We start from the raw sequence: 21,819 nt of genomic DNA, 5'->3' as shown, positions 1-21,819 counted from the left end.
CCCAACCTGCCATGGAAACGTGACCCGATGATCAGACTGACCCAACTGCGCCTGCCGATCGACCATACACAGGCCGAGCTGAAACAGGCCGCGGCCGCGCGGATGGGCGTGGCGGAGGCGGATATCGGGCAGATCACCGTATTCCGTCGCGGGCATGACGCGCGCAGGCGCGGGCGGATCGTGCTGGTCTACACGCTGGACTGCGCCGTGCGTGACGAAGCCGCCGTTCTGGCCGCCCATGCCGATGCCCGTGACATCATGCCGACGCCGGATACGTCGTACCGTTTTGTCCTGAATGACGGGGCACAGCTTGCCGCCCGCCCCGGTTTCATGCGCCCTGTTGTGATCGGGGCGGGTCCATGCGGGCTTATGGCCGCACTGGTGCTGGCGCAGATAGGGCTGCGGCCACTGGTGCTTGAACGCGGCAAGGCGGTGCGTGAGCGCACGGTCGATACCTTCGCCCTGTGGCGCAAATCCATCCTGACCCCCGAAAGCAACGTGCAGTTTGGCGAAGGGGGGGCGGGCACGTTTTCCGATGGCAAGCTGTACAGTCAGGTCAGCGATCCCCGCCATTACGGGCGCAAGGTGCTGGACGCCTTCGTGCGGGCTGGCGCGCCGGAGGAAATCCTCCACCTTTCGCATCCGCATATCGGCACGTTCCGGCTGGTTTCGATGGTGGAGCATATCCGTGCGGAGATCGGCGGACTGGGCGGGGAATACCGGTTCGGCGCGCATGTCACTGATTTTATCACGGATGATGACGGCGCGGGCGGCCAGCGCCTGACCGCGCTGCGTCTGGCCGACGGGGAGGAGATAGCCGCAAACCACGTCGTGCTGGCCATCGGGCACAGCGCGCGCGACACGTTTACGGCCCTGCATGCGGCAGGGGTGGAGATGGTGGCCAAGCCGTTTTCCATAGGGGTGCGGATCGAACATCCGCAATCGGTCATCAATACCGCCCGTTACGGCCAGCCCGAAACGCCATCCCTGCTGGGGGCCGCCGATTACCGGCTGGTCCACCATGCAACGAACGGGCGGTCGGTCTATTCGTTCTGCATGTGCCCTGGTGGCACGGTCGTCGCCGCCACGTCGGAGGTAGGACAGGTGGTGACCAACGGCATGAGCCAGTATTCCCGCGCCGAACGCAACGCCAATGCGGGCATCGTGGTGGGTGTGACACCCGAACGCGATTATCCGGGCGGTCCGCTGGCGGGCATCGCCTTCCAGCGTGAATGGGAACGTAAGGCGTATGAGGCCGGTGGCGGGCGCTATTTCGCACCCGCGCAGACGGTGGGTGATTTTCTGGATGGCCGGGCATCCACCACGCTGGGTGACGTGGTCCCATCCTACAGGCCCGGCGTGACCCCGTGCGACCTGTCCGCCTGCCTGCCCGATTTCGCGGTTACGGCCATTCGGGAGGCGCTGCCCGCGTTCGAGCGCAAGCTGGCCGGTTTTTCCATGCGTGACGCCGTCATGACGGGGGTGGAGACACGCACTTCCTCGCCGCTGCGCATTCCGCGCGGGGCGGATGGACAGGGCGCGAACCTGCGCGGGCTGTTCCCTGCTGGCGAAGGGGCCGGTTATGCGGGCGGCATCCTGTCCGCCGGGATTGATGGCATCCGCATTGCCGAAGCGGTTGCCCTGTCACTGGCCGGTCGTGCGCCGGAAGCGGGTGCGCAGCGTGGCATGACCCACGCGACCGAGGCGCAGTGACGCAACGCCCCATGGGTGAGACAGCGGACTGGGGCCCGCCAGCCCGCTATGCCGGACTGCACGGTTTCCACCGTTACTGGGGCAAGAAACCGCTGGAGCCATTGCGCGGGCTGGTCGCGCTCCTCAGTCAGCCTGGGGATGTGGTGGCTGATCCGTTCATGGGAACGGGTGCGATCGCGGGGGATGTCGTGCGCGGCGGGCGGCGTTTCGTGGGGGGCGACCTTAACCCGCTGGCGGTACAGCTTGCCCGCTTCCAGCTCGATCCGGGCGGGAAAGGGCATATCCACGCGGCCCTTGCCCATCTGGCGCGGGTGACGCGGCCGGAAATAGAACGGACCTACTGCGGCGGGGACGGGCGTATCGCCACCCACCTGCTGTGGAACGGCCCGGAGATCGAGGCGGTATGGCATCGCCCCGCAACCGGGCGCAGGCGGGCGTCGCGCGCGGCACAGGCCCCGGATTACGCCATGATGGCACGCTTTGCCGCCTATTATCCCCATGGCTGGCGGCGGCTGGCGCTGTTCGATAACGGGCGCATCAACGCCAGCGCGGCACTGGACTGGCCGGATCTGTTTACCGGGCGCGCGCTGCATAATATCGACCTGCTGCTGCACGCCATACGGCAGGTGGACGATGCGGCGGTGCGACGCGCGCTTGAACTGACCCTGAGTGCGGGCATCGGCCAGATGTCGCGCATGGTCTGCGCGCTGAAACGCGACGGGCGGGTCGATCCGGGTAGCTGGACCATGGGCTACTGGCGGCCTGCGCGGCATTTTGAATGCAATGTGTGGAACGGCTTCGCCCAGCGTGCCGGTCGCCTGCGCCGGGGACTGGTGGCAGGGGGGGATGCCCGTCCAGTTCCCATGACTGATCTGGGGCATATCATGAACGGTGGTCCGGCGGCGGTGCTGGCCTGCATGGATGCGGGCGACCTGCTTGCGGCCTTGCCTGCCGGGGGCGTGCAACTGTTCCTGACCGACCCGCCGCATGGGGACCGTGTGCCCTATCTTGAACTGAGCGAGATGTGGAACGCCATGCTGGGGCTGGATGTGGCGATGGCGCGGGAAATCGTGGTGTCCAACGCGCGGGGACGGGACAAGAACACGGCGGTTTATGATCGTGCGCTGGGGGCCGTTCTGGCGGGGTGCGCCACGCGGGTCAGGCCGGGTGGCTTTGTGGTGACGGTGTTCAATTCCGCCCGCCGGGGTGACTGGAGTGGCCTTGGGGCACTCGACAGCCAGCCGGGCATGACGCTGCTGGGTGCCGTGCCGCTTGCCTATTCCGCGGGATCACTGGCGCAGGACATGCGCAGGGGCGCGCTGCGGGGGGATTATGTGGTGGTCCATGCCCGTGCGCCGGTCGATGCGGACCGCCATGCGGCGTTACGCGCACTGCCCGGCTGGCGGTCTGATCTGGCGCAGCTTCAGGCCGCCGGATAGGGATTACAGGAAGGAAACCGGGTCGATATCCACGTCAATTCGCGCCCCGCGTTCCGGTCGTACGCGGGAAAGCCATTCGCGCACGATCGGCTGCACTGCGATGTTGCGCCGCGCGCGCAGCAGCAGCCGGTGGCGATGGCGCCCCCGCAGGATGGCCAGTGGCGCGGGGGCGGGGCCAAGCACCTGCACGCCGTCAAGCTGCGGGGCGTTCTGGCCCAGCGCACGGGCGGTCATGTCGGCGGCGTCGGGCGTATCGGCGCTGACGATCAGGGCGGCCAGACGGCCATAGGGCGGCCAGAAGCCGGGGCGGCGCTGTTCGGCTTCCTGCTGCATGAAGCTTGCGAAATCGCCCGATACCAGCGCCTGCATGACCGGGTGGTCGGGCACGTAGCTCTGTAACAGCACGCGCCCCGGTGCTTCCGCGCGACCGGCGCGGCCCGCGACCTGATGCAGGAGCTGGACAGTGCGCTCGGATGCCCGCAGGTCGCCACCCCCCAGGCCAAGATCCGCATCGACGATGCCTACAAGGGTCAGATGGGCGAAATGCCAGCCCTTGGCCACGATCTGCGTGCCGATCACCAGATCGACCTCGCGCCGAGATATGCGCTCCACGGCGGCGGCGGTGGCGGCGGGACCGTTCAGCGTATCGCTGGCCATGACCAGTATCCGCGCATCGGGGAAGGTGGCGCGCGCTTCCTCCGTTATCCGCTCCACGCCGGGGCCGATGGGGGTCAGGCTGTCGGTATCGGCGCATTTGGGGCAGGTCTGCGGAATGGGTTCGTCATATCCGCAATGGTGGCAGGTCAGGATATGGCGCGCGCGATGTTCCACCAGCCATGCCGTGCAGTTGGGGCACTGCATGCGGTGGCCACAGGTACGGCACAGCGTAAGCGGCGCATACCCCCGGCGGTTGAGGAACAGCATCGCCTGTTCGCCCCGGCCGATGGCGTCATTGATCGCACCCGTCAGCACCGGCGACAGGAACAACCCGCGTTCGGGCGGGTCGGCGCGCATGTCCAGCGTCTGCACTTCAGGCATGGTGGCGTTGCCATGCCGCGCGGTCAGGCGCAGGTGGCGGTAGCGACCGGCCCCGACATTGGCAAGGCTTTCAAGGCTGGGGGTTGCGGAGACCAGAATGACGGGTGCCCGGCTCATGCGCGCGCGCACCACCGCCATGTCGCGGGCATGATAGGTGACGCCGTCCTCCTGCTTGAAGGCGGTTTCGTGTTCCTCGTCCACGATGATCAGCCCGAGCTGCTCGAACGGCAGGAACAGCGCCGAGCGTGCCCCCACCACCACGCGGGCCGTGCCATCGGCCACCGCCCGCCATGTCAGGCGGCGCAGGCGCGACCCCAGTTCGGAATGCCATAATGCCGGTTCCGCGCCGAACCGGCGGCCAAAGCGTCCCGTCCACTGGGCCGACAGGGCGATTTCGGGCAGCAGCACCAGCGCCTGCCTGCCCGCGTCCAGACAGGCGGCAATGGCTTCCATGTAGATTTCGGTCTTGCCCGATCCCGTCACCCCTTCCAGCAGGGTGATGGAAAATGCGTCCTCCGTTACCCTGGCGCGCAGTTCGGCGGCGACCTGCGCCTGTTCACCGCCCAGTTGCGGGGGGCAGTGCGCGGGATCGGGTGTGGCGAAGGGTGGTGGCGGGGTGATTTCAACCGCGTTGAGCGCGCCCGCCTGCGCAAGCCCGCGTATGACCGCCGTGCTGACCCCGGCCTGCCGGGCAAGATCGCCGGTGGAAAGGGGGGATGCGCTGGCCGCGTCCAGAACCTTCTGGCGCGGGGGCGTAAGCCGCAGGCCGGTCGGCAGCGGGCTGGCCGCAACCCAGCCGCTGGCGGGCCGGGGCGGGGCGGCCAGCGCGTTGGCCCGCAACGCCATGGCCAGAACCATGCCCGGCGGCGACAGGGTGTAGGCGGCAACCCAGTCCACGAACTGGCGTAACTGCGCGGGTAGCGGCGGCAGATCAAGGCGGGCTGCGACGGGCTTGAGGCGGCTGGCGGGCACTTCCTTTTGCGGGGGGGGCATGAATTCCGGCGGCAGGCTGGATGTCGCATCCCATATCACGCCGGTTTCCGTGCGGCGGCCCAGCGGCACGGTTACGATATCACCCGGTCGCGCCATGGCCAACGCGGGTGGCACAAGGTAGTCCAGCGGCCCCGCGAAAGGCAGCGTCAGCATGACCCGCACGCGCCCGTCGGCGGGGGGGGGAAGCAGGTCTGTCTGCATGGGATTGCGATGCGGCATGTGTTTTTCTACCGTCAGGCAGCGCCTGTGTCTTGTCTATCCGTCATGTGCGGGCAGTTCCATGCAGACAGTCATGCATGCGTATGGCTGGCATGAATGCCCGGCGGGGTATAAGGCGGGCAGGAACCGGATGAAAAGGGCTGGCGGCATGATGGCGACCGGGGCACGCGATGCCTTTCTGCAGTGGATGGAGACCGAACGCCGTGCCTCCCCCCTTACGCTTACGGCCTATCGTGGCGATCTGGACCGTTTCATTGCGTTCGTGACCGGACATATCGGGGCGGAGCCGGATATGGGGACGCTTGCTGGCCTGTCCCTTGCCGATCTGCGCGCCTGGCTTGCCCATGAACATGCTGCCGCCCTGAGTGGCAGGCGCACCACCACGCAGGACCGTGCGGCCCGCACGCGCGCGCGGCGGGTCTCGGCGCTGCGGTCATTTTTCCGCTACCTTGCCCGGTATCACGGGGTGGACAATCCTGCTCCGGCCCTGCTGGCCACGCCGCGCACGCGCCGCCCGCTGCCGCGCCCGCTGGCCCGAGCGCAGGCGCTCGACGTCCCGGAAGGCGTGTCCGACCTTGCCCATACCCCGATGGCGCAGATACGCGACGGCGCCCTGTTCATGCTGCTTTACGGGTGCGGGCTGCGTATTTCCGAAGCGCTGGGACTGGATATACGCGATCTGGATCAGGCACGCGCGCTGGGCGATGTCACGAAAGGTGATGGCGTGCTGCGCGTGCGCGGCAAGGGTGATCGGGAACGCATGGTTCCCGTCCTGCCCCGGGTAATGGAAGCACTGGAACACTGGCGGGGCGTGCATCCGCTGCCGCACGCGGATGCGCCACTGTTCGTGGGCGTGCGTGGTGGCCGGCTTCAGGCCGGAATTGCCCAGCGCGCCATGCGCACATGGCGGCACATGGCGGGGCTGCCTGACCATGCAACGCCCCATGCCTTACGACATTCCTTTGCGACCCACCTTATGGAAGGCGGGGCCGACCTGCGCGTGATACAGGACCTGCTGGGCCATGCCAGCCTGTCCACGACCCAGCGCTATACCCTTGCCGATGAGGCCCGGCTTCTGGATGTCTGGACACGCGCCCATCCGCATGCCACCGATACTCCGCCCGATACTGCACGATGAACAGGATTGCCCATGCCAGAGCGGTTTGCCTACCCTCCGATCGACCCGTACGATCACGGCTGGCTTGATACGGGAGAGGGACACCGCGTCTACTGGGAACTGTGCGGCAATCCCGAAGGGATTCCCGTCGTGTTCCTGCATGGTGGTCCCGGCGGCGGGTGCTCGGCTTTCCAGCGGCGCATGTTCGATCCCCGGCGTTACCGTATCCTGCTGTTCGACCAGCGGGGCTGCGGGCGTTCGACGCCGCATGCGGCGCTGGACAACAACACCACCTGGCATCTGGTCGCCGATATTGAACGCCTGCGTATCATGACCGGTGCGCAGGAATGGATGGTCTTTGGTGGTTCATGGGGGTCGTCGCTGGCGCTGGCCTACGCGCAGGCGCATCCGCAGCGTGTCAGCGCGCTGGTGCTGCGCGGCATCTTCACCCTGCGCCGGGCGGAACTGCTGTGGTACTATCAGGAAGGGGCATCATGGCTGTTTCCCGATCAGTGGGAACAGTTTGTGGCCCCCATTCCCGTGCAGGAACGCGGGGATCTGATGGCCGCCTATAACCGTCGCCTGACGGGTTCGGACGAGAAGGCGCGGATGGAAGCCGCCATTGCGTGGAGCGTGTGGGAAGGGCGCACCATCACCCTGCGCCCTGCCGCGGAAAGTGCCGTGCAGCATGCCGATCCGCGTTACGCGCTGGCTTTCTCCCGCATCGAAAACCATTATTTCGTCAATGCCGGATGGCTGGATGAAGGCCAGTTGATCCGCGACGTTGACAGGATACGGCATATCCCCGCCGTGATCGTGCAGGGACGGTATGACGTGGCGACCCCCATGCGCACGGCATGGGACCTGCACCGCGCATGGCCCGAGGCGGCATTCCATGTGATCGATACGGCAGGTCATGCCATGACCGAGCCCGGCATCCAGTCCGCCCTGCTCGATGCGACCGATGCCATGGCGGAACGGCTGGGCTAGTGGCGCGCGCGCGTTCGTGCCTGGCGGCCTGCCTGCTGGCCGCCATTGCCATGACCGGCATGGGACAGGGCAGCAGCCGCGCACAGGATACCGCGCGGCTGTGCAATCATGAACGCGTAGCCCAGGTGCCCCTGCGTGATGATGGCGGCTACCTTTCCATCGTTGTCAGTATCGCGGGTCATGAACTGAGCGCGCTGGTCGATACCGGGTCCGACGGGGGCCTGCTTACGCCCGATATGGTGGGTTATCTGCGCCTGCGGCTTGATCCCGACCATGAAACCATCGTTCACGGTACGGGTGGTGTGGCGCAGGCGACCCCCAATGCCATGGTGCCGGACCTGCGGGTGGGTAATGTGGATTTCGGGCCGCGTTCCGTACCGGTGGGCGAACTGCCGGGCAAGCCGATGATCCAGCCGCCCGTCGCGGGCCTGCTGGGGGGCGATATCCTGTCGCGTTTCGATCTGGACGTGAACGTGCCCGGCGGCACGCTGACCCTGTGGAATATCCAGCATGCCTCACTGGTATGCGCCCCGCCACCGGCATGGGACGGACCCTATGAAACCCTGCCCCTGACCCGGCAGGACAACCGCTTCCTGCTGACGGTGGGGCTGGATGGCAGGCCGGTTACGGCATTGCTGGACAGTGGCGCGCGCTCGCGCATCGTCTCGCCCGAAGTGGCCCATCGCGCCGGTGTCAGCCAGTCCCGGCTGGAACGTGACCCCGGTGGCGTGACCGCAAGCGTGGACGGGCACAGGGACATCTACCACTGGCACCGTTTTGACAGTCTGCAGGTCGGCCATGAACTGGAACGCAATGTCACGCTGACCGTGGCTCCACTGCGCGAGCATCTGGAAATGCTGCTGGGATCGGACTGGTTCGCCACGCACCGCGTGTGGATTTCGTATGCCGTCAATCAGGCCTTTGTCCGTCCCGCGCCCGGGCGGCCGGAGCGACCGTAAGGTCGTCCCGGATGCAGGCGGGCGCTCAGCCCTTCAGTTTGGCGTTGCAGGTGCTGTAATAGCCGCCGCCGCGCTGGATCCAGCGCAGTCCGCCATTGGCGTTGGCAGCCTTGTTGGCATTGTACTGGTCAAGGCAGGTGTGCATGCGGGCCTTGCCTGCTGATTCCTTGCTGTATTTGGGGGAAATGGCGTCGGGCATCGTCGCCGTGGTCGATGCGGCGGCGGTCGTGGCCGGAGCCGTGGCATGCGGGGCAGGCGTGGTCGCCACGGGTGCCGCAGCCGGTGCGCTTTCCGTTGCGGGGCGGGCAGCGGTTGTTGCTTCCGCCGTGTCGGTGTCACACTGCGCGGCCTTGAATGCCTTGTAGGACTGCCCGTTCAGGGTGCCGGCAGTGCGGGCGGCGGTAAATTTCTGGTGGCATGCCTTGGCGGTTTCACGCGCCTGTGCCGCACCGGTGGACAGGGTGAGCGCCAGCAGCGAAACGGTTGCAATCTTGAAACGGAATGATGTGGCCATGAGCTTGGTCAGTCCTGAAATAATATAGTGGAAATAAGGCGTCAGAGCGCGCTGTCACCCGTTTCGCGCGTGCGGATGCGGATTACGCCTTCAAGCGGGGAAATGAAAATCTTGCCATCCCCGATCTTGCCGGTATGGGCGGCTTCCAGAATGGTTTCCACCGCCTGATCGACCAGTTCGTCCGCAACGGCGACCTCGATCTTGATCTTGGGCAGGAAGCTTACGTGATATTCCGCCCCACGATAGATTTCCGTCTGCCCCTTCTGGCGGCCGAAGCCCTTGACTTCCGATACGGTCAGGCCCTGAATTCCCAGCGGGGTCAGGGCCTCACGCACATCGTCGAGCTTGAAAGGCTTGATGATGGCTGTGACAAGCTTCATCTCACCATGTCTCCATTTCTGCTGTCCGGCCGGGCTGACCGTGTGTGAAGGATAAGGTAACCACCCGTCCTATACCCCGATTGGATGATACATGTCATCCGCCTTCGTATGGCCGATATGGTAAGCGCGCTTGTGCGTTCCCCCGTGTGGGGAGTAAATCCGGTGGGCTTGCCCCGCCCGCAGGGTCCAGAACAGGAAACACGATGACCGCCACCATGACATCCAGCACCACGCCCGACGCCATTGCGGCCGATGTCTGCATCGTGGGGGCCGGGCCTGTCGGTGTCACGCTGGCCTGCCGTCTGGCGCAGGGCGGCATGCGGGTCGCCATCATCGACCGTGCCGAACTGCCGCCCATGGAACATCCCGCCTTTGACGGGCGCGCCTATGCCATTGCCGCCGGTTCGCGCCGCCTGCTGGAACAGGCGGGGGTATGGGCGCGCCTGCCCATGGATTCGTGCGACATCCGCGAAATCCGTGTCACGGACGGCCGGCCGGGTCAGCCGCCCTCGCGCCTGTTTCTGGAATTCGGGCGTGAAGATGCGGACCAGCCCTTCGGCGCGATGATCGAGGCCCGTGCCCTGCGTGTCGCCCTGAATGCGACATTATACGCAACGCCGGGCATACAGGTTTTCGCCCCCGATGAAGCGCGCGTCACCCGCACGGCGGAAGGGGCGGTAATCCGCACCACCAGCGGGCGCGTCATCAATGCCCGCCTTGTCATCGCGGCGGAGGGGCGTCGCAGCCCGCTGCGCGAACAGGCCCGTATACCCGTCACCCGCCTGCCGTACAACCAGTGCGGTATCGTGTGCGCCGTGGCCCATGAACGCCCGCATGAAGGACGTGCGCTGGAACATTTCCTGCCCGCCGGTCCCTTCGCGCAGCTTCCCATGGCCCCGACCGCCGAATATCCCAACCTGTCCGCGCTGGTCTGGACCGAAAGCGAGAAAGTGGCCTACCGGCAGGCCGAACTGCCACATGAAGCCTTCACCCATGAAATCCGCCGCCGCATGGGCGATGAGTGGCTGGGAGCCGTGACCCCGGTCGGGCGGCGGTGGGTGTACCCGCTTTCCGCCCAGTACGCGCAGCGTTATGTCGATACGCGGCTGGCGCTGGTGGGGGACGCGGCGCATGGCGTCCATCCCATCGCGGGGCAGGGGCTCAATCTGGGATTTCGCGATGTGATCGCACTGACGGAGGTTCTGGTGGGCGTGCATGGCCGTGGCGGCGATGTGGGCGCGCCGGAGGTGCTGCGCAGCTATCAGGCGCGCACGCGCCCGGCCAATATGCTCATGCTGGCGGCAACCGACGTGCTGGAGCGGCTTTTTGGCAATGACAATCCCGCGCTGCGTCTGGCCCGCGACGTGGGGCTTGCGGCGGTCAATCGCATCACCCCCCTGCGGCGCAGTTTTGCCCGGCACGCGATGGGGCTGTAAACAGGGCGCGCTCTTGCATGTTAACGCGGCCGTCAGGCCGGAACGGATATGTCATGTCAGAAAAGCAGTCTGCCGTCATTCCCGCAAACCCGCGCGTCAGCCGCGTATGGCCACCCACGCTGGGGCATGTCGATCCCGACGTGCTGTGGCAGGAAATCCTGAGCGGCGCCTGCGGCTGCTGCGACCCGCTGGTCAAGGGGCTGGTGGCGACGGGCATCCGCAACCATGCGTCCTTCCGTGGCGCGCTGGCCGCGCTGATCGGACGCAAGCTGGGCGATCGCTCCGTGGCGGATGATGCGCTGGCCGAACTGGTGACGGAAGTATTCGAAGCCGATCCGGACATCGTGCATGCGGCGGCGGCGGATCTGGTGGCCATACGCGAACGCGACCCGGCCACGGCGGATTACGTGACGCCTTTCCTGTTCTTCAAGGGTTATCATGCCGTACAGAGCCACCGCGTGGCGCACTGGCTGTGGCACAACGACCGCAGTTATCTGGCGCTGCATCTGCAGAGCCGGTGTTCGGAACTGTTTGCGGTGGATATCCACCCCGCTGCCCGGCTGGGGCGGCGCATCCTGCTCGACCATGGCACGGGCATCGTGATCGGGGAAACTTCGGTTCTGGAAGATGATGTCTCCCTGCTGCAGGGCGTGACCCTTGGTGGCACGGGCAAGAATGTGGGCGACCGCCACCCCAAGGTGCGGCGCGGCGTGCTGATCGGGGCCGGGGCGAAGATTCTGGGCAATATCGAAATCGGGGAGGGGGCGAAGGTTGGCGCGGGGTCCATCGTGCTGGAATCCGTGCCGCCCTATACCACCGTGGTCGGAAATCCCGCGCGTATCGTGGGGACCCGGCATTCCGGCCTGCCCGCCTTCACCATGGACCAGATGCTGCCGCCGATTGATTATATTATCTGATGACCGAATTCGTTTTCAGGCCGCATGTCGCTGTTATTGGCGGCGGCCCGGCAGGACTGGCGGCTGCCGAAATACTGTCCGCCCGGGGATGTGCCGTAAGCGTGGTGGAGCAGATGCCCACCATGGGCCGCAAGCTGCTGATGGCGGGCCGTGGCGGGCTTAACCTGACCCATTCCGAAAATGCCGACCTGTTCGCTTCCCGCTATGGCGCCTCGCGGCCCATGATGGAAGCGGCCCTGTCCGCCTTTACGCCACAGGACATGGCGGCGTGGGCCGAAGGGCTGGGCCAGCCCTGTTTTGTCGGCAGTAGCGGGCGTGTATTTCCCCGCGGCATGAAGGCGTCGCCCCTGCTGCGGGCATGGCTTGCCCGACTGGCGGCAAAGGGTGTGCGGCTCCTGACCCGGCATCGGTGGGAAGGCTGGGACGCGGCCGGTCGGCTGAAGGTATCGGGTCCCGGCGGCGAAGTGACCTGGCGGGTGGATGCGACCGTGCTGGCGCTGGGTGGCGCAAGCTGGGCGCGGCTGGGTTCGGACGGTGCCTGGCGCGCGCGATTACAGGCGCTGGGGATTGATGTTACCCCCTTCGCCCCTGCCAATTGCGGGTTTTCTACCCGGTGGAGCGACGCCTTTCGCACGCGTTTTGCGGGCACCCCCCTGCGTGGCATCGGCATCGCGCTCGAAAACGGGGAAACGGTGCGTGGCGAGGCCGTCGTGACGGAAACCGGCATCGAAGGCGGTGCGGTATATGCGCTTTCGGCCGCCATCCGTGACCGTATTGCCCAAAGCGGCAGTGCCCGCGTCAGGCTCGACCTGCGTCCGGCGCTGGGCGTGGGCGAGATTGCAACCCGTCTTGCCCGCGTGCGGGCCCGCGAAAGCCTGTCCAACACATTGCGCAAGGCCCTGCGGCTGTCCCCGGTCGCCATGGCGCTTCTGTATGAGGATCGCAACGGGCCGCCACCGCGCGATCCCACGTCGCTTGCCCTGCTGGTCAAGGGGGTGCCGGTTGAACTGAGTGCCGCCACGGCGCTGGACCGCGCCATTTCGGTGGCGGGTGGCATCGCGTGGTCGCAACTGGATTCACATTTCATGCTGCGGGCGTTGCCGGGTGTTTTCGCCGCCGGTGAAATGCTGGACTGGGAAGCGCCAACCGGCGGTTATCTGCTTCAGGGCTGCATGGCGACGGGCCGCATGGCGGGCGAAGGGGCATGGGAGTGGTTGCGTGACTCGCAACGCGGGCGGTATCCGTCACCGCCATGAGTGTTGCAATCACGATCGGGGACCGGCGCGGGGCCATCGCCGGGGATGCCCCGGTGACCATGGACCTTGCCGAACTGCTGTCCACACGCCTGCTGGTGCAGGGTAATTCCGGTTCGGGCAAGTCCCACCTGCTGCGCCGCCTGCTGGAACAGTCGGCGCGCATGGTGCAGCAGGCGATCATCGACCCGGAAGGCGATTTCGTCAGCATTGCCGAGCGGTACGGCCATCTGGTCATCGACGCCGCCGAACACACCGAAGCCGCCCTGCAGGCAGCGGGGGAGCGGATGCGCATGCACCGGGCCTCTGTCGTGCTGAATCTGGAGGGCGTGGACGCTGACGTGCAGATGCGCCGTGCAGCGGCCTTTCTGGGCGGGATGTTCGAAGTACCGCGCGATTACTGGTATCCGGTGCTGGTCGTGGTGGATGAAGCCCAGCTTTTCGCCCCGGCGGCGGCGGGTGAGGTATCGGACGAAGCCCGCCGTGCCTCGCTCGGGGCCATGACCAACCTTATGTGCCGTGGGCGCAAGCGGGGACTGGCGGGCGTGATCGCAACCCAGCGTCTGGCCAAGCTGGCGAAGAACGTGGCGGCGGAAGCGTCGAATTTCCTCATGGGGCGCACGTTTCTCGATATCGACATGATGCGCGCGGCTGACCTGCTGGGGATGGAACGGCGGCAGGCGGAAAGTTTCCGCGATCTTGAACGCGGTTATTTCGTGGCCCTCGGCCCGGCGGTGTGCCGCAGGCCGCTGGCTGTCAGGATCGGCCCGGTCGAGACCGAAAGCCGCTCCGCCGGACCCAGTCTCATGCCATTCGAGCCTGTTGCGGCGGGCGATGAAATCCGCGAGCTGATCCTGACCCCGGTACCCGAGCGTGAAATGCCGCAGCGGCCTGCGCGTAATTTCAGCCCGCCGCCGGATATCCTGGCCCAGCTTGCCGCCCATGCCGAAACTGCGACGGTTGAAACGGAAGAGGACGCGGTAGCAGAAGCCCCGCCCGTGGACGCGGCAGCCCAGCGGCTGCGTTTTATCGAAATCCTGACCGACATACTGCGCGATGAGGATGCGGGCTTCCGCCCCGCCCATGTGCTGTATCAGGATTTTCTGGTCCGCTGCCGGATCGAGGGGATGGGGCGCGATGCGCTGGACATGCCCCGTTTCCGTCGCCTGCTGGCCGTGGCCAAGGCCGGGGTGGACAGCACCACGGCGGAAAGCGAGCAGTGGCGGGACGCCGAACAGATGGCCGCCGCTCTGCCCGATGATGTGCAGGGGATATTCCTGCTGATCGCCCGTGCGGCCCTTCATAACCAGCCCTGCCCGTCGGACAGCGTGATCGCCCGCACCTATGGCACCCATTCGCTTGGTCGCGCCCGGCGTCAGCTTGCCTATCTGGAGGAGCAGAACATGATCGTGCTGCGCCATGACGGGCTGGGCCGCCGCAGCGCCGCCATCATCGGTGCAGGCTGGCAGACCGCTCCGGCCATGCCGGACGGGAGCGAGGGTTAGGGGCCAGCACATATATTTTCGGGACGAGGAAGTATGCCACCGAAGCCGAAAGTGCAGCGTGATTGGGAAGGGTGCCGATCACCCTCAAGCTATGGAAAAATGATGGCTGGCGTCAGGTTCGTCTGAACAGGCACCATCCCGGTTTCAGGGGCGGAGCTTCTGTCGCAGACAATAAAAAACCTGCCTTCTTGCGAAGGCAGGTTTTTTACTTTCAGCCTGCTGGCCGCGCTATCAGCGCTTCCACCAGCCGGTGCGGCGGCGTGGGGCGGGACTTTCGTCCACGTCCACCGGTGCGACCACCGGGGTTTCCGGTGTGGCTTCCGCAGCCGCCGCTTCCGTTGTCTTACGGGTGCGGCGGGCGCGGGTGGCCGTTGCAGTGGTGGTGGTCGCCTTGCGGGTCGTGGTCCGCTTTTTCGGCGCGGGCTTTGCCTCGGCTTCCGGTGTCGCCTTTTCCGCTACGGCTTCCCCTTCCGGTGCGGCTTCAGCCGGTTCCACCTTCTTGCGGCGCGTGGTGCGGCGCGGCTTGGGTGCTTCCTCCGCGGCAGGGGCCTCGGCTGCGGGTTCGGCTGCCGGGGTTGCGGCTTCGACCGGTTCGTCCGCCTTGGCCGTCTTGCGCGTGGTGGCGCGGCGACGGGTGGTTGCCGTGGTGCCGGTCGCGCGGCTTGCCGCCCGCTTGCGTGCGGGTTTGGCCGGGGCCGCTTCCTCGGCTGCCGGTTCTTCCGCCGGTGTGGCCTCGGCCTGCGCCGGTGCGGCTTCTTCCGGCGTCTCGGCTACCTTGCGGCGCGTTGTCGTGCGGCGCGTGGTGGTCGCGGCACGGCGGCGGCGCGGCTTGGGCGCTTCCTCCACCTGTTCGGCTTCCGCAGGGGCGGCTTCCGGCTCAGGCTGCGGTTCGGCTTCCGGCGCGGTGGCTTCGACAGCAGGGGCTGCTTCGGCTTCCACCGGTGTAGTGCCTTCCGCTGGCGTGCGGCTACGGCGCGTGCGACGGCGGCGGCGCGGCTTGGTGGTTTCTTCCTCCGCAACCGGGGTTGCTTCGGCTTCCACGATCACCACCGGCTCGGCCTGCGGCAGGTCCACCACTTCTTCCACCACGGTTTCCACGGGGGCCGTGGTCTGCTCGATCACATCGAAGATGTCGATGATGGCATCGCCATACGGATCGGCCGGGGTGGGGCCACGATAGGCCGGGGTTGCGGCAGGCGTTTCCTGAGCGGGGACCGGTGCGGCTTCGGCTTCCACGCTCTGGGTCGCCTGTTCGGGCTGCGTGGTCGTGGCTGCGGCGCTGCCACCACGACGGCGACGGCGACGACGGCGGCGACGGTGGTCGGTGCCCGATGCGATATCCTCGTCCTCTTCCGTCGCGCGGGGGGCTTCCGGTGTCACTTCGGCCACGGGCGGTTCGGTCTGGATCTGGATTTCACGCACATGGCTGTTTTCGGCAGGGGCGTGTTCGATGGCGGCGGGCGCCTCGAAGCGGGCCGTCTGCTGGCTTACGCGCTCGATCTTGCATTCCTGCGGCTGCAGGCTGGCGTCGGGGGCGAAGGCGACATGCATCTTGTGCCGCATTTCGATTTCCGAAAGCCAGGTACGCTTGTTGTTGAGGATATAGAACGCGATTTCCGGCGCGACCTGAACCGAAATCTCGGCGGCCTTGCGCTGCATGCCTTCTTCCTCGATCGCGCGCAGCACATGCAGTGCCGAGCTTTCGATCCCGCGCACGATGCCGGTGCCCTGACAGTGCGGGCAGGGCATGAACGCGGATTCGGCAATGGAGGGGCGCAGGCGCTGACGCGACATTTCCAGCAGGCCGAAATGCGAGATCTGGCCAACCTGAATGCGGGCGCGGTCGGTGCGCAGGGCGTCCTTCAGCTTGCGCTCGACCATGCCGTTATGCTTGCGGCTTTCCATGTCGATGAAGTCGATGACGATCAGCCCGGCCAGATCGCGCAGGCGAAGCTGGCGGGCGACTTCCTCGGCCGCTTCAAGGTTGGTGCGCAGGGCCGTTTCCTCGATATTGCGCTCACGCGTGGCGCGGCCCGAGTTCACGTCGATCGCCACCAGCGCTTCGGTCTGGTTGATGACCAGATAGCCACCGGACTTGAGCTGCACGGACGGCGACAGCATGGAATCCAGCAGTCCCTCCACCTTGTAGTGGGAGAACAGGCTCTGCTCGTGATCCTGCCACAGGCGGACCTTCTGCGCGTTCTGCGGCATGAGCATGCGCATGAACTCACGCGCGGACTTCCAGCCCGGCTCGCCATCGATCAGGATTTCGCCCACTTCGCGCGTATAGATGTCGCGGATCGCGCGCTTGATGAGGCTGGCTTCCTCATAGATCAGGGCAGGGGCCACAGATTCCAGCGTGTGCTGGCGGATGTCGTCCCACAGGCGCAGCAGGTATTCGCAGTCGCGCATGACTTCGGCGCGCGGGCGCTGGGCGCCGGCGGTGCGTACGATCATGGCCATGCCACGGGGAATCTGCAGTTCGGTAATGATGTCACGCAGGCGGCGGCGGTCGGCCACCGACGTAATCTTGCGCGAAACCCCGCCGCCGCGCAGCGAGTTGGGCATCAGCACGCAGTAACGGCCCGCCAGCGAGACATAGGTGGTCAGCGCCGCGCCCTTGTTGCCGCGTTCTTCCTTGACCACCTGCACCAGCAGGACCTGACGGCGGCGGATGACTTCCTGAATCTTGTAGTTGCGCAGGAAGCGCGCGATGCGGCGCTGGGCCTGTGCCTCATCACCGGTGTCGTTCTCGCCGCCAACCGTCTCGGGCTCGTCGCCTTCGGCGTCGGTGGTGGTTTCGCCTTCTTCCGCCGTGGGGGCGGGCGCGTCTTCTTCCTCGTCATCGCGGGCGCGGCGTTCTTCTTCCGCGCGGCGTTCCTCCTCCTGCAGCGCGAGCAGCTTTTCGCGGTCGGCTACGGGGATCTGGTAATAATCGGGGTGAATTTCGCTAAAGGCGAGGAAACCGTGGCGATTGCCGCCATAATCCACGAACGCGGCCTGAAGGCTGGGTTCCACGCGGATAACCTTGGCAAGATAGATGTTGCCCTTCAGCTGCTTTTTTGATGCAGCCTCGACATCGTAATCTTCAAGGTGGTTACCATCCATCACGACCACGCGGGTTTCTTCCGCGTGTGTCGTGTCGATCAGCATGCGTTTGCTCATAAATAGGCGCACTCCGGTATGTCACGTTCCGGCATCCGGGCTGCGCGCGCGATCCGTGGCGGCAGAGGGGAGCGGGGGAACGGACAGAAACATTAAAAATAATGGGACCGGATTCGGATCGGGCGCTCGCGCGTGGCAGGCGGACGGACAGCGCATGCCCATGGACCACTGGCGGCATGCTGCCGCCCGTGTTCGGGCATGGTGTCATCGTCGGTGCGGAAAAAGCCCGCGTGGTGTCCAATCCATCCTCGGTCATGATCTGGGGAGGGCGCTGCCCGGCCTGATTGCCGGGGCGGGGCCTTCCGTATCGACAGGTCTGTCATCCGGTTTCCTGTCGATCGGGAACACCGGCGCGGCTGCATCAGGTCGTGCGCCGCATAGGCCCCCACGCCGTGGCGTGGCCGGATGTAAGGCCGGTAAGCATCTGCCGCGCATGCATGAGGCATGCCGGATGGAGTCAATCATGCCTTGGGGCATCCAGCCGTTTCGGACATGCCCTGCGGCAGTTCGGACTTGGCGTGGTCCATCACGGCTGGGCAGCATGACGCAATGTTTCCCTTTCCGCAAGGGGGCTGCGCGTTTATCCCGCTGACGGACGGCCCGTATGATGATAATGGAAAGGGATTCGCCCGCAACCGTTTTGCCCGGAACCCCACGCATGACCACAGGCCGGCCCGATGGACAGGACGCGCAGCCGCGCAGGCCGCACGATGACGCCCCGGCGGCAAAGGGCGCCATCATCCAGCCGGGACGGCGCGCGGTGGTGGCCGGTCTGGGCGTTCTGGTGCCTTCCGTCGCCGTGGCGCGGGTGGCGGCCCCTGTGCCTGCGCATGTCCATGCGGCCGCCGCCGCGCACCATGCCACCCACCCCCTGCATGCCCCGGCCATTATCGGGAAAGCTGCCGCCCCGAAGCCGCTGGTGATGCTTGACCCCGGCCATGGCGGGAAGGACCCTGGCGCCATCGGCATTTCCGGCACGTATGAAAAACATGTGGCGGAGGCCGCCGCCAGTGAACTCCAGCGCCAGCTTGAGGCCAGCGGACGCTACCGCGTGGCCATGACCCGGGCCGATGACCGTTTCATCCCGCTGGAAGGCCGGGTGGATATTGCGCATACCCACAAGGCGGCGCTGTTCATTTCCATGCATGCCGACGCGCTGCATGACCCCGCCGTGCGCGGCGCCAGTGTCTACACCCTTGCCGCCAGGGCATCGGACCGGCAGACGGCCATGCTGGCCCAGACCGAAAACAGCGCCGACCGCTATGGCGGCCCGCAGGTGCATGCGACATCCCCCGAAGTGCAGGAAATCCTCGCCAGTCTGGTGACCGAGGAAACGCGCCACGGCGCGGCCCATATGGCCAGCAGCATCGTAACCGCCTTCCGTCCGCGTGTCGGGCTGTTGCAGCATCCTTCCCGTCACGCCTCCTTCGTGGTGCTGAAATCGGCCGATATCCCCTCCGTGCTGGTGGAGATGGGCTTCATGTCGAATCATATGGACGAAGCCGCCCTGCGTCAGGCCGCGCACCGCATGGTCGTGGCCAGCGCCATGGTGCAGGCGATCGATCGTTATTTCGCGACCGACAGCATGGTAACGCATGCCACGGGGTAGGCCGCACCACCACCACAGCCTGTGGCCAGACCTGTTTTTAGCGGTTGCAATCAGCCCGCCTGCCTGTATTGTGCGCGGCATGGTAACGATAGCGCACATCGCTGGGGCTGGATCGGGCGCATATGCGCACCTGTCCGCGCGCGCATGTGCCGGTGCCGGGCTTCTTCGTCTTCGACTTATCCGCCCCTGAGCGAGCAGGGCCGGCCCGTGCCGGTGCGCCCAGGGGATTGATCGGGCCGGTCATGCGGTCCGCGAACACGAATTGACAGAGGCGGCACGCAGCCGTGCCACCCGTCCCACATCCGGATATGTCCGAGGTATTACCATGAGCATCGATCATCCCTCCTTTGGCCGTATTGACGCCAGCCGCGTCATCATTTTCGACACCACCCTGCGTGATGGTGAGCAGTCGCCCGGCTTTTCCATGAATCTGGCTGAAAAGCTGCGCATGGCCGAAGCGCTGGAGGAACTGGGCGTGGACGTGATGGAGGCGGGCTTTCCCGTCGCATCGAAGGGGGATTTCGACAGCGTCCACCAGATCGCGCAGAAAGTGAAGAACACCGTCGTATGCGCACTGGCGCGCAGTGGCGGCAAGAACGACATCGCCAGCGCGGGCGAGGCGATCAGGCCCGCGAAGCGTGGGCGTATCCACAACTTCATCTCCACTTCGCCGCTGCACATGAAGTACAAGCTGCGCATGGAGCCCGAAACGGTTCTGGAAGTGATCGAAGCCGGCAACCGTGCGGCCCGCCAGTTCACCGATGACGTGGAATGGTCCGCCGAGGACGGTTCGCGCACCGATCCCGATTTCCTGTGCCGCTGTGTGGAAACCGCCATCCGCGCGGGTGCGACCACCATCAACATCCCCGATACCGTAGGCTATTCCACGCCCGAGGACATGGCCCGCATCTTCAACGACCTGCGTACCCGCGTGCCGGGTGCGGATAAGGTGATTTTCTCCACCCATAACCATAACGATCTGGGGCTGGCGGTCGCCAACACGATCGCGGCACTTGATGCGGGTGTGCGACAGGTGGAATGCACCATCAATGGCATTGGCGAGCGCGCGGGCAACGCGGCGCTGGAAGAAATCATCATGGTGCTGCGCACGCGCCATGACGTGCTGCCCTACACCACGGGCATCCATACCGAACGCCTGCTGCGCACATCGCGCATGCTGTCCACCATTACCGGTTTTGACGTACAGCCCAACAAGGCCATTGTCGGCCGCAACGCCTTCGCGCATGAAAGCGGCATCCATCAGGACGGCATCCTGAAAAATGCCGCCACTTACGAAATCATGACACCCGAAAGCGTGGGCTGGACCCGCTCGTCACTGGTTCTGGGCAAGCATTCGGGCCGCGCGGCCTTCCGCGACAAGCTCAGGGCGATGGGGTACGACAATCTGGAAGAAGCCCAGTTCAACGAGGCGTTCAGCCGTTTCAAGGATCTGGCCGACCGCAAGAAGGTCATCTATGACGAGGATCTGGTCGCACTGGTTGACGATGAAGTGCGCGACCATGCCCGCATCCGCTTCGTGGCGCTGGATGTAACCGCCGGATCACGCCGTCCCGCCACCGCTGATCTGGTGCTGGAAGTCGATGGCAGGCGTGAGGAAGGCCATGCGGAAGGGCAGGGGCCGGTCGATGCCGCCTTCAACGCCATCCGCGCCATCGTTGCCCATGATGCGACCCTGCAACTGTATTCCGTCGGTGCCGTGACCGAGGGCAGCGACGCGCAGGCCCGTACCTCGGTCCGTCTGGAAGAAGGCGGCAAGCTGGTTGACGGTCAGGGTGCGGATGCGGACACGCTGGTTTCCGCCGTGCGGGCCTATGTCCATGCGCTGAACAAACTGCTGGTCAAGCGCGACCGGGCGGAACCCGCTGCGCTGGATGCCTGATCCCGCGTTCCTTGTAGCATGACCCGTTCATGCATGCAGCGCCCCGGCACGGTATTGCGTGCCGGGGCGTTGTCATTTTCGCGGGATCAGTAGCCGCCATATCCGTCAGGATAGGCGCCCTGCGGATAGCCCGGCTGGCTGTAGCCGTCCGGCTGCTGGGAATAGCCGCCCTGCTGTCCGTAGTAACTGCTGCCCTGCTGGCCGTAATAGCCCTGCTGCTGCGCGGGATAGCTGGGCTGGGCATAGCCCTGTGGGGCTGCGTAACCTGCGGGCGCGGCGCCCGCGGGGGGCGGGCAGCTCTGTGGCGGGTAGCCGGGCGGGAGCACGCGCCCGTCGGGGCAGATGGTGGAAGGCGGGGCGTTGCGCGGGCGTCGCGACGGGGTCGTGGCCGCCCCGATGGCCGCACCGCCACCCGCGCCGGCCAGTGCGCCGATCGCAGCGCCCGTTCCGCCGCCCGCCAGGCCACCGATCAGCGCCCCGCCACCCGCGCCGATCAGCCCGCCGCCAATGGCGCGTTCGCCGGGGTCGCGGGTGTTCTCGCACGCCCCCAGTCCAAGGCACAGCCCGGCGGCAAGCAGCAATGCCGGGCGAAAGGTGGTTGAGGGAGATGAAGTCTTCATATGGGTCTTTCCCGGTAGCGCGGACGGGGTGGCACGATGACACCCCTGCCGC

At 66.2% G+C, this 21,819-nt stretch carries 17 protein-coding genes; 12 read left to right on the top strand and 5 right to left on the bottom strand.

Going from position 1 to position 21,819, the window contains the following annotated elements; translation table 11 throughout:
• The first annotated feature begins 27 nt into the window (after positions 1–27).
• Complete coding sequence (locus tag CFR79_RS03650; RefSeq protein ID WP_110546990.1) at positions 28–1,713, top strand: NAD(P)/FAD-dependent oxidoreductase; 1,686 nt, start codon at positions 28–30, stop codon at positions 1,711–1,713.
• Between the two features lie 11 nt (positions 1,714–1,724).
• The gene (locus CFR79_RS03645; RefSeq protein WP_110546952.1) at positions 1,725–3,152 is read left to right on the top strand and encodes a DNA methyltransferase; all 1,428 of its coding nucleotides are present in this window, start codon (positions 1,725–1,727) and stop codon (positions 3,150–3,152) included.
• A gap of 3 nt (positions 3,153–3,155) precedes the next feature.
• Here the strand turns inward: CFR79_RS03645 and CFR79_RS03640 are convergent, their stop codons facing one another.
• On the bottom strand, positions 3,156–5,402 hold the full coding sequence (locus tag CFR79_RS03640; protein WP_110546951.1) for a primosomal protein N': 2,247 nt from the start codon (positions 5,400–5,402) through the stop codon (positions 3,156–3,158).
• A 148-nt stretch (positions 5,403–5,550) separates the two neighbouring features.
• On the opposite strand from CFR79_RS03640, the gene CFR79_RS03635 reads away from it, so the two are divergent.
• The 3 genes from CFR79_RS03635 to CFR79_RS03625 are packed head-to-tail and all read left to right on the top strand — an operon-like array spanning position 5,551 to position 8,468.
• Complete coding sequence (locus tag CFR79_RS03635) at positions 5,551–6,540, top strand: tyrosine recombinase XerC (RefSeq protein WP_181417347.1); 990 nt, start codon at positions 5,551–5,553, stop codon at positions 6,538–6,540.
• Positions 6,541–6,552: 12 nt separating this feature from the next.
• Positions 6,553–7,509, top strand: coding sequence for a prolyl aminopeptidase (gene pip / locus CFR79_RS03630; RefSeq protein WP_110546950.1), 957 nt, complete (start codon positions 6,553–6,555; stop codon positions 7,507–7,509).
• 50 nt (positions 7,510–7,559) lie between these two features.
• Positions 7,560–8,468 (top strand): aspartyl protease family protein, encoded by a 909-nt coding sequence (locus CFR79_RS03625; RefSeq protein WP_110546988.1) that lies wholly within the window; start codon positions 7,560–7,562, stop codon positions 8,466–8,468.
• 25 nt (positions 8,469–8,493) lie between these two features.
• Here the strand turns inward: CFR79_RS03625 and CFR79_RS03620 are convergent, their stop codons facing one another.
• Both CFR79_RS03620 and CFR79_RS03615 read right to left on the bottom strand, forming a co-directional pair.
• Positions 8,494–8,982 (bottom strand): hypothetical protein, encoded by a 489-nt coding sequence (locus tag CFR79_RS03620; protein WP_110546949.1) that lies wholly within the window; start codon positions 8,980–8,982, stop codon positions 8,494–8,496.
• Between the two features lie 41 nt (positions 8,983–9,023).
• Positions 9,024–9,362 (bottom strand): P-II family nitrogen regulator, encoded by a 339-nt coding sequence (locus CFR79_RS03615; RefSeq protein ID WP_102324728.1) that lies wholly within the window; start codon positions 9,360–9,362, stop codon positions 9,024–9,026.
• A gap of 203 nt (positions 9,363–9,565) precedes the next feature.
• On the opposite strand from CFR79_RS03615, the gene CFR79_RS03610 reads away from it, so the two are divergent.
• The 4 genes from CFR79_RS03610 to CFR79_RS03595 are packed head-to-tail and all read left to right on the top strand — an operon-like array spanning position 9,566 to position 14,473.
• A complete protein-coding gene (locus CFR79_RS03610) occupies positions 9,566–10,798 on the top strand; it encodes a UbiH/UbiF/VisC/COQ6 family ubiquinone biosynthesis hydroxylase (protein WP_102324727.1) in 1,233 nt (410 codons plus the stop codon).
• Positions 10,799–10,851: 53 nt separating this feature from the next.
• Entirely contained in the window at positions 10,852–11,715 is an 864-nt protein-coding gene (gene cysE / locus CFR79_RS03605; RefSeq protein WP_102324726.1) for a serine O-acetyltransferase, read from the top strand.
• Positions 11,715–12,971 carry a TIGR03862 family flavoprotein gene (locus CFR79_RS03600; RefSeq protein ID WP_110546948.1) on the top strand — a complete coding sequence of 419 codons (1,257 nt, stop codon included), beginning with the start codon at positions 11,715–11,717 and terminating at the stop codon, positions 12,969–12,971. The genes cysE and CFR79_RS03600 overlap by 1 nt, the downstream gene beginning before the upstream one ends.
• Positions 12,968–14,473, top strand: coding sequence for an ATP-binding protein (locus CFR79_RS03595; protein ID WP_110546947.1), 1,506 nt, complete (start codon positions 12,968–12,970; stop codon positions 14,471–14,473). The genes CFR79_RS03600 and CFR79_RS03595 overlap by 4 nt, the downstream gene beginning before the upstream one ends.
• A 231-nt stretch (positions 14,474–14,704) precedes the next feature.
• Here the strand turns inward: CFR79_RS03595 and CFR79_RS03590 are convergent, their stop codons facing one another.
• Positions 14,705–17,638 carry an Rne/Rng family ribonuclease gene (locus CFR79_RS03590; protein WP_110546946.1) on the bottom strand — a complete coding sequence of 978 codons (2,934 nt, stop codon included), beginning with the start codon at positions 17,636–17,638 and terminating at the stop codon, positions 14,705–14,707.
• A 101-nt stretch (positions 17,639–17,739) separates the two neighbouring features.
• On the opposite strand from CFR79_RS03590, the gene CFR79_RS15770 reads away from it, so the two are divergent.
• The 3 genes from CFR79_RS15770 to CFR79_RS03565 all read left to right on the top strand — a co-directional run bounded on the left by CFR79_RS15770 (position 17,740) and on the right by CFR79_RS03565 (position 21,147).
• Positions 17,740–17,922, top strand: coding sequence for a hypothetical protein (locus CFR79_RS15770; protein WP_162900392.1), 183 nt, complete (start codon positions 17,740–17,742; stop codon positions 17,920–17,922).
• A 374-nt stretch (positions 17,923–18,296) separates the two neighbouring features.
• On the top strand, positions 18,297–19,247 hold the full coding sequence (locus CFR79_RS03575) for an N-acetylmuramoyl-L-alanine amidase family protein (protein WP_110546945.1): 951 nt from the start codon (positions 18,297–18,299) through the stop codon (positions 19,245–19,247).
• A 325-nt stretch (positions 19,248–19,572) separates the two neighbouring features.
• The gene (locus CFR79_RS03565; protein ID WP_110546943.1) at positions 19,573–21,147 is read left to right on the top strand and encodes a 2-isopropylmalate synthase; all 1,575 of its coding nucleotides are present in this window, start codon (positions 19,573–19,575) and stop codon (positions 21,145–21,147) included.
• A gap of 86 nt (positions 21,148–21,233) precedes the next feature.
• Here the strand turns inward: CFR79_RS03565 and CFR79_RS03560 are convergent, their stop codons facing one another.
• Positions 21,234–21,767 carry a hypothetical protein gene (locus CFR79_RS03560; RefSeq protein ID WP_102324718.1) on the bottom strand — a complete coding sequence of 178 codons (534 nt, stop codon included), beginning with the start codon at positions 21,765–21,767 and terminating at the stop codon, positions 21,234–21,236.
• Between the last annotated feature and the right edge of the window lie 52 nt (positions 21,768–21,819).

Origin of the sequence: Komagataeibacter saccharivorans (genome assembly GCF_003207825.1) — a bacterium.
Taxonomy (GTDB): domain Bacteria; phylum Pseudomonadota; class Alphaproteobacteria; order Acetobacterales; family Acetobacteraceae; genus Komagataeibacter; species Komagataeibacter saccharivorans.
This window is presented reverse-complemented; position numbering and strand designations above follow the sequence as displayed.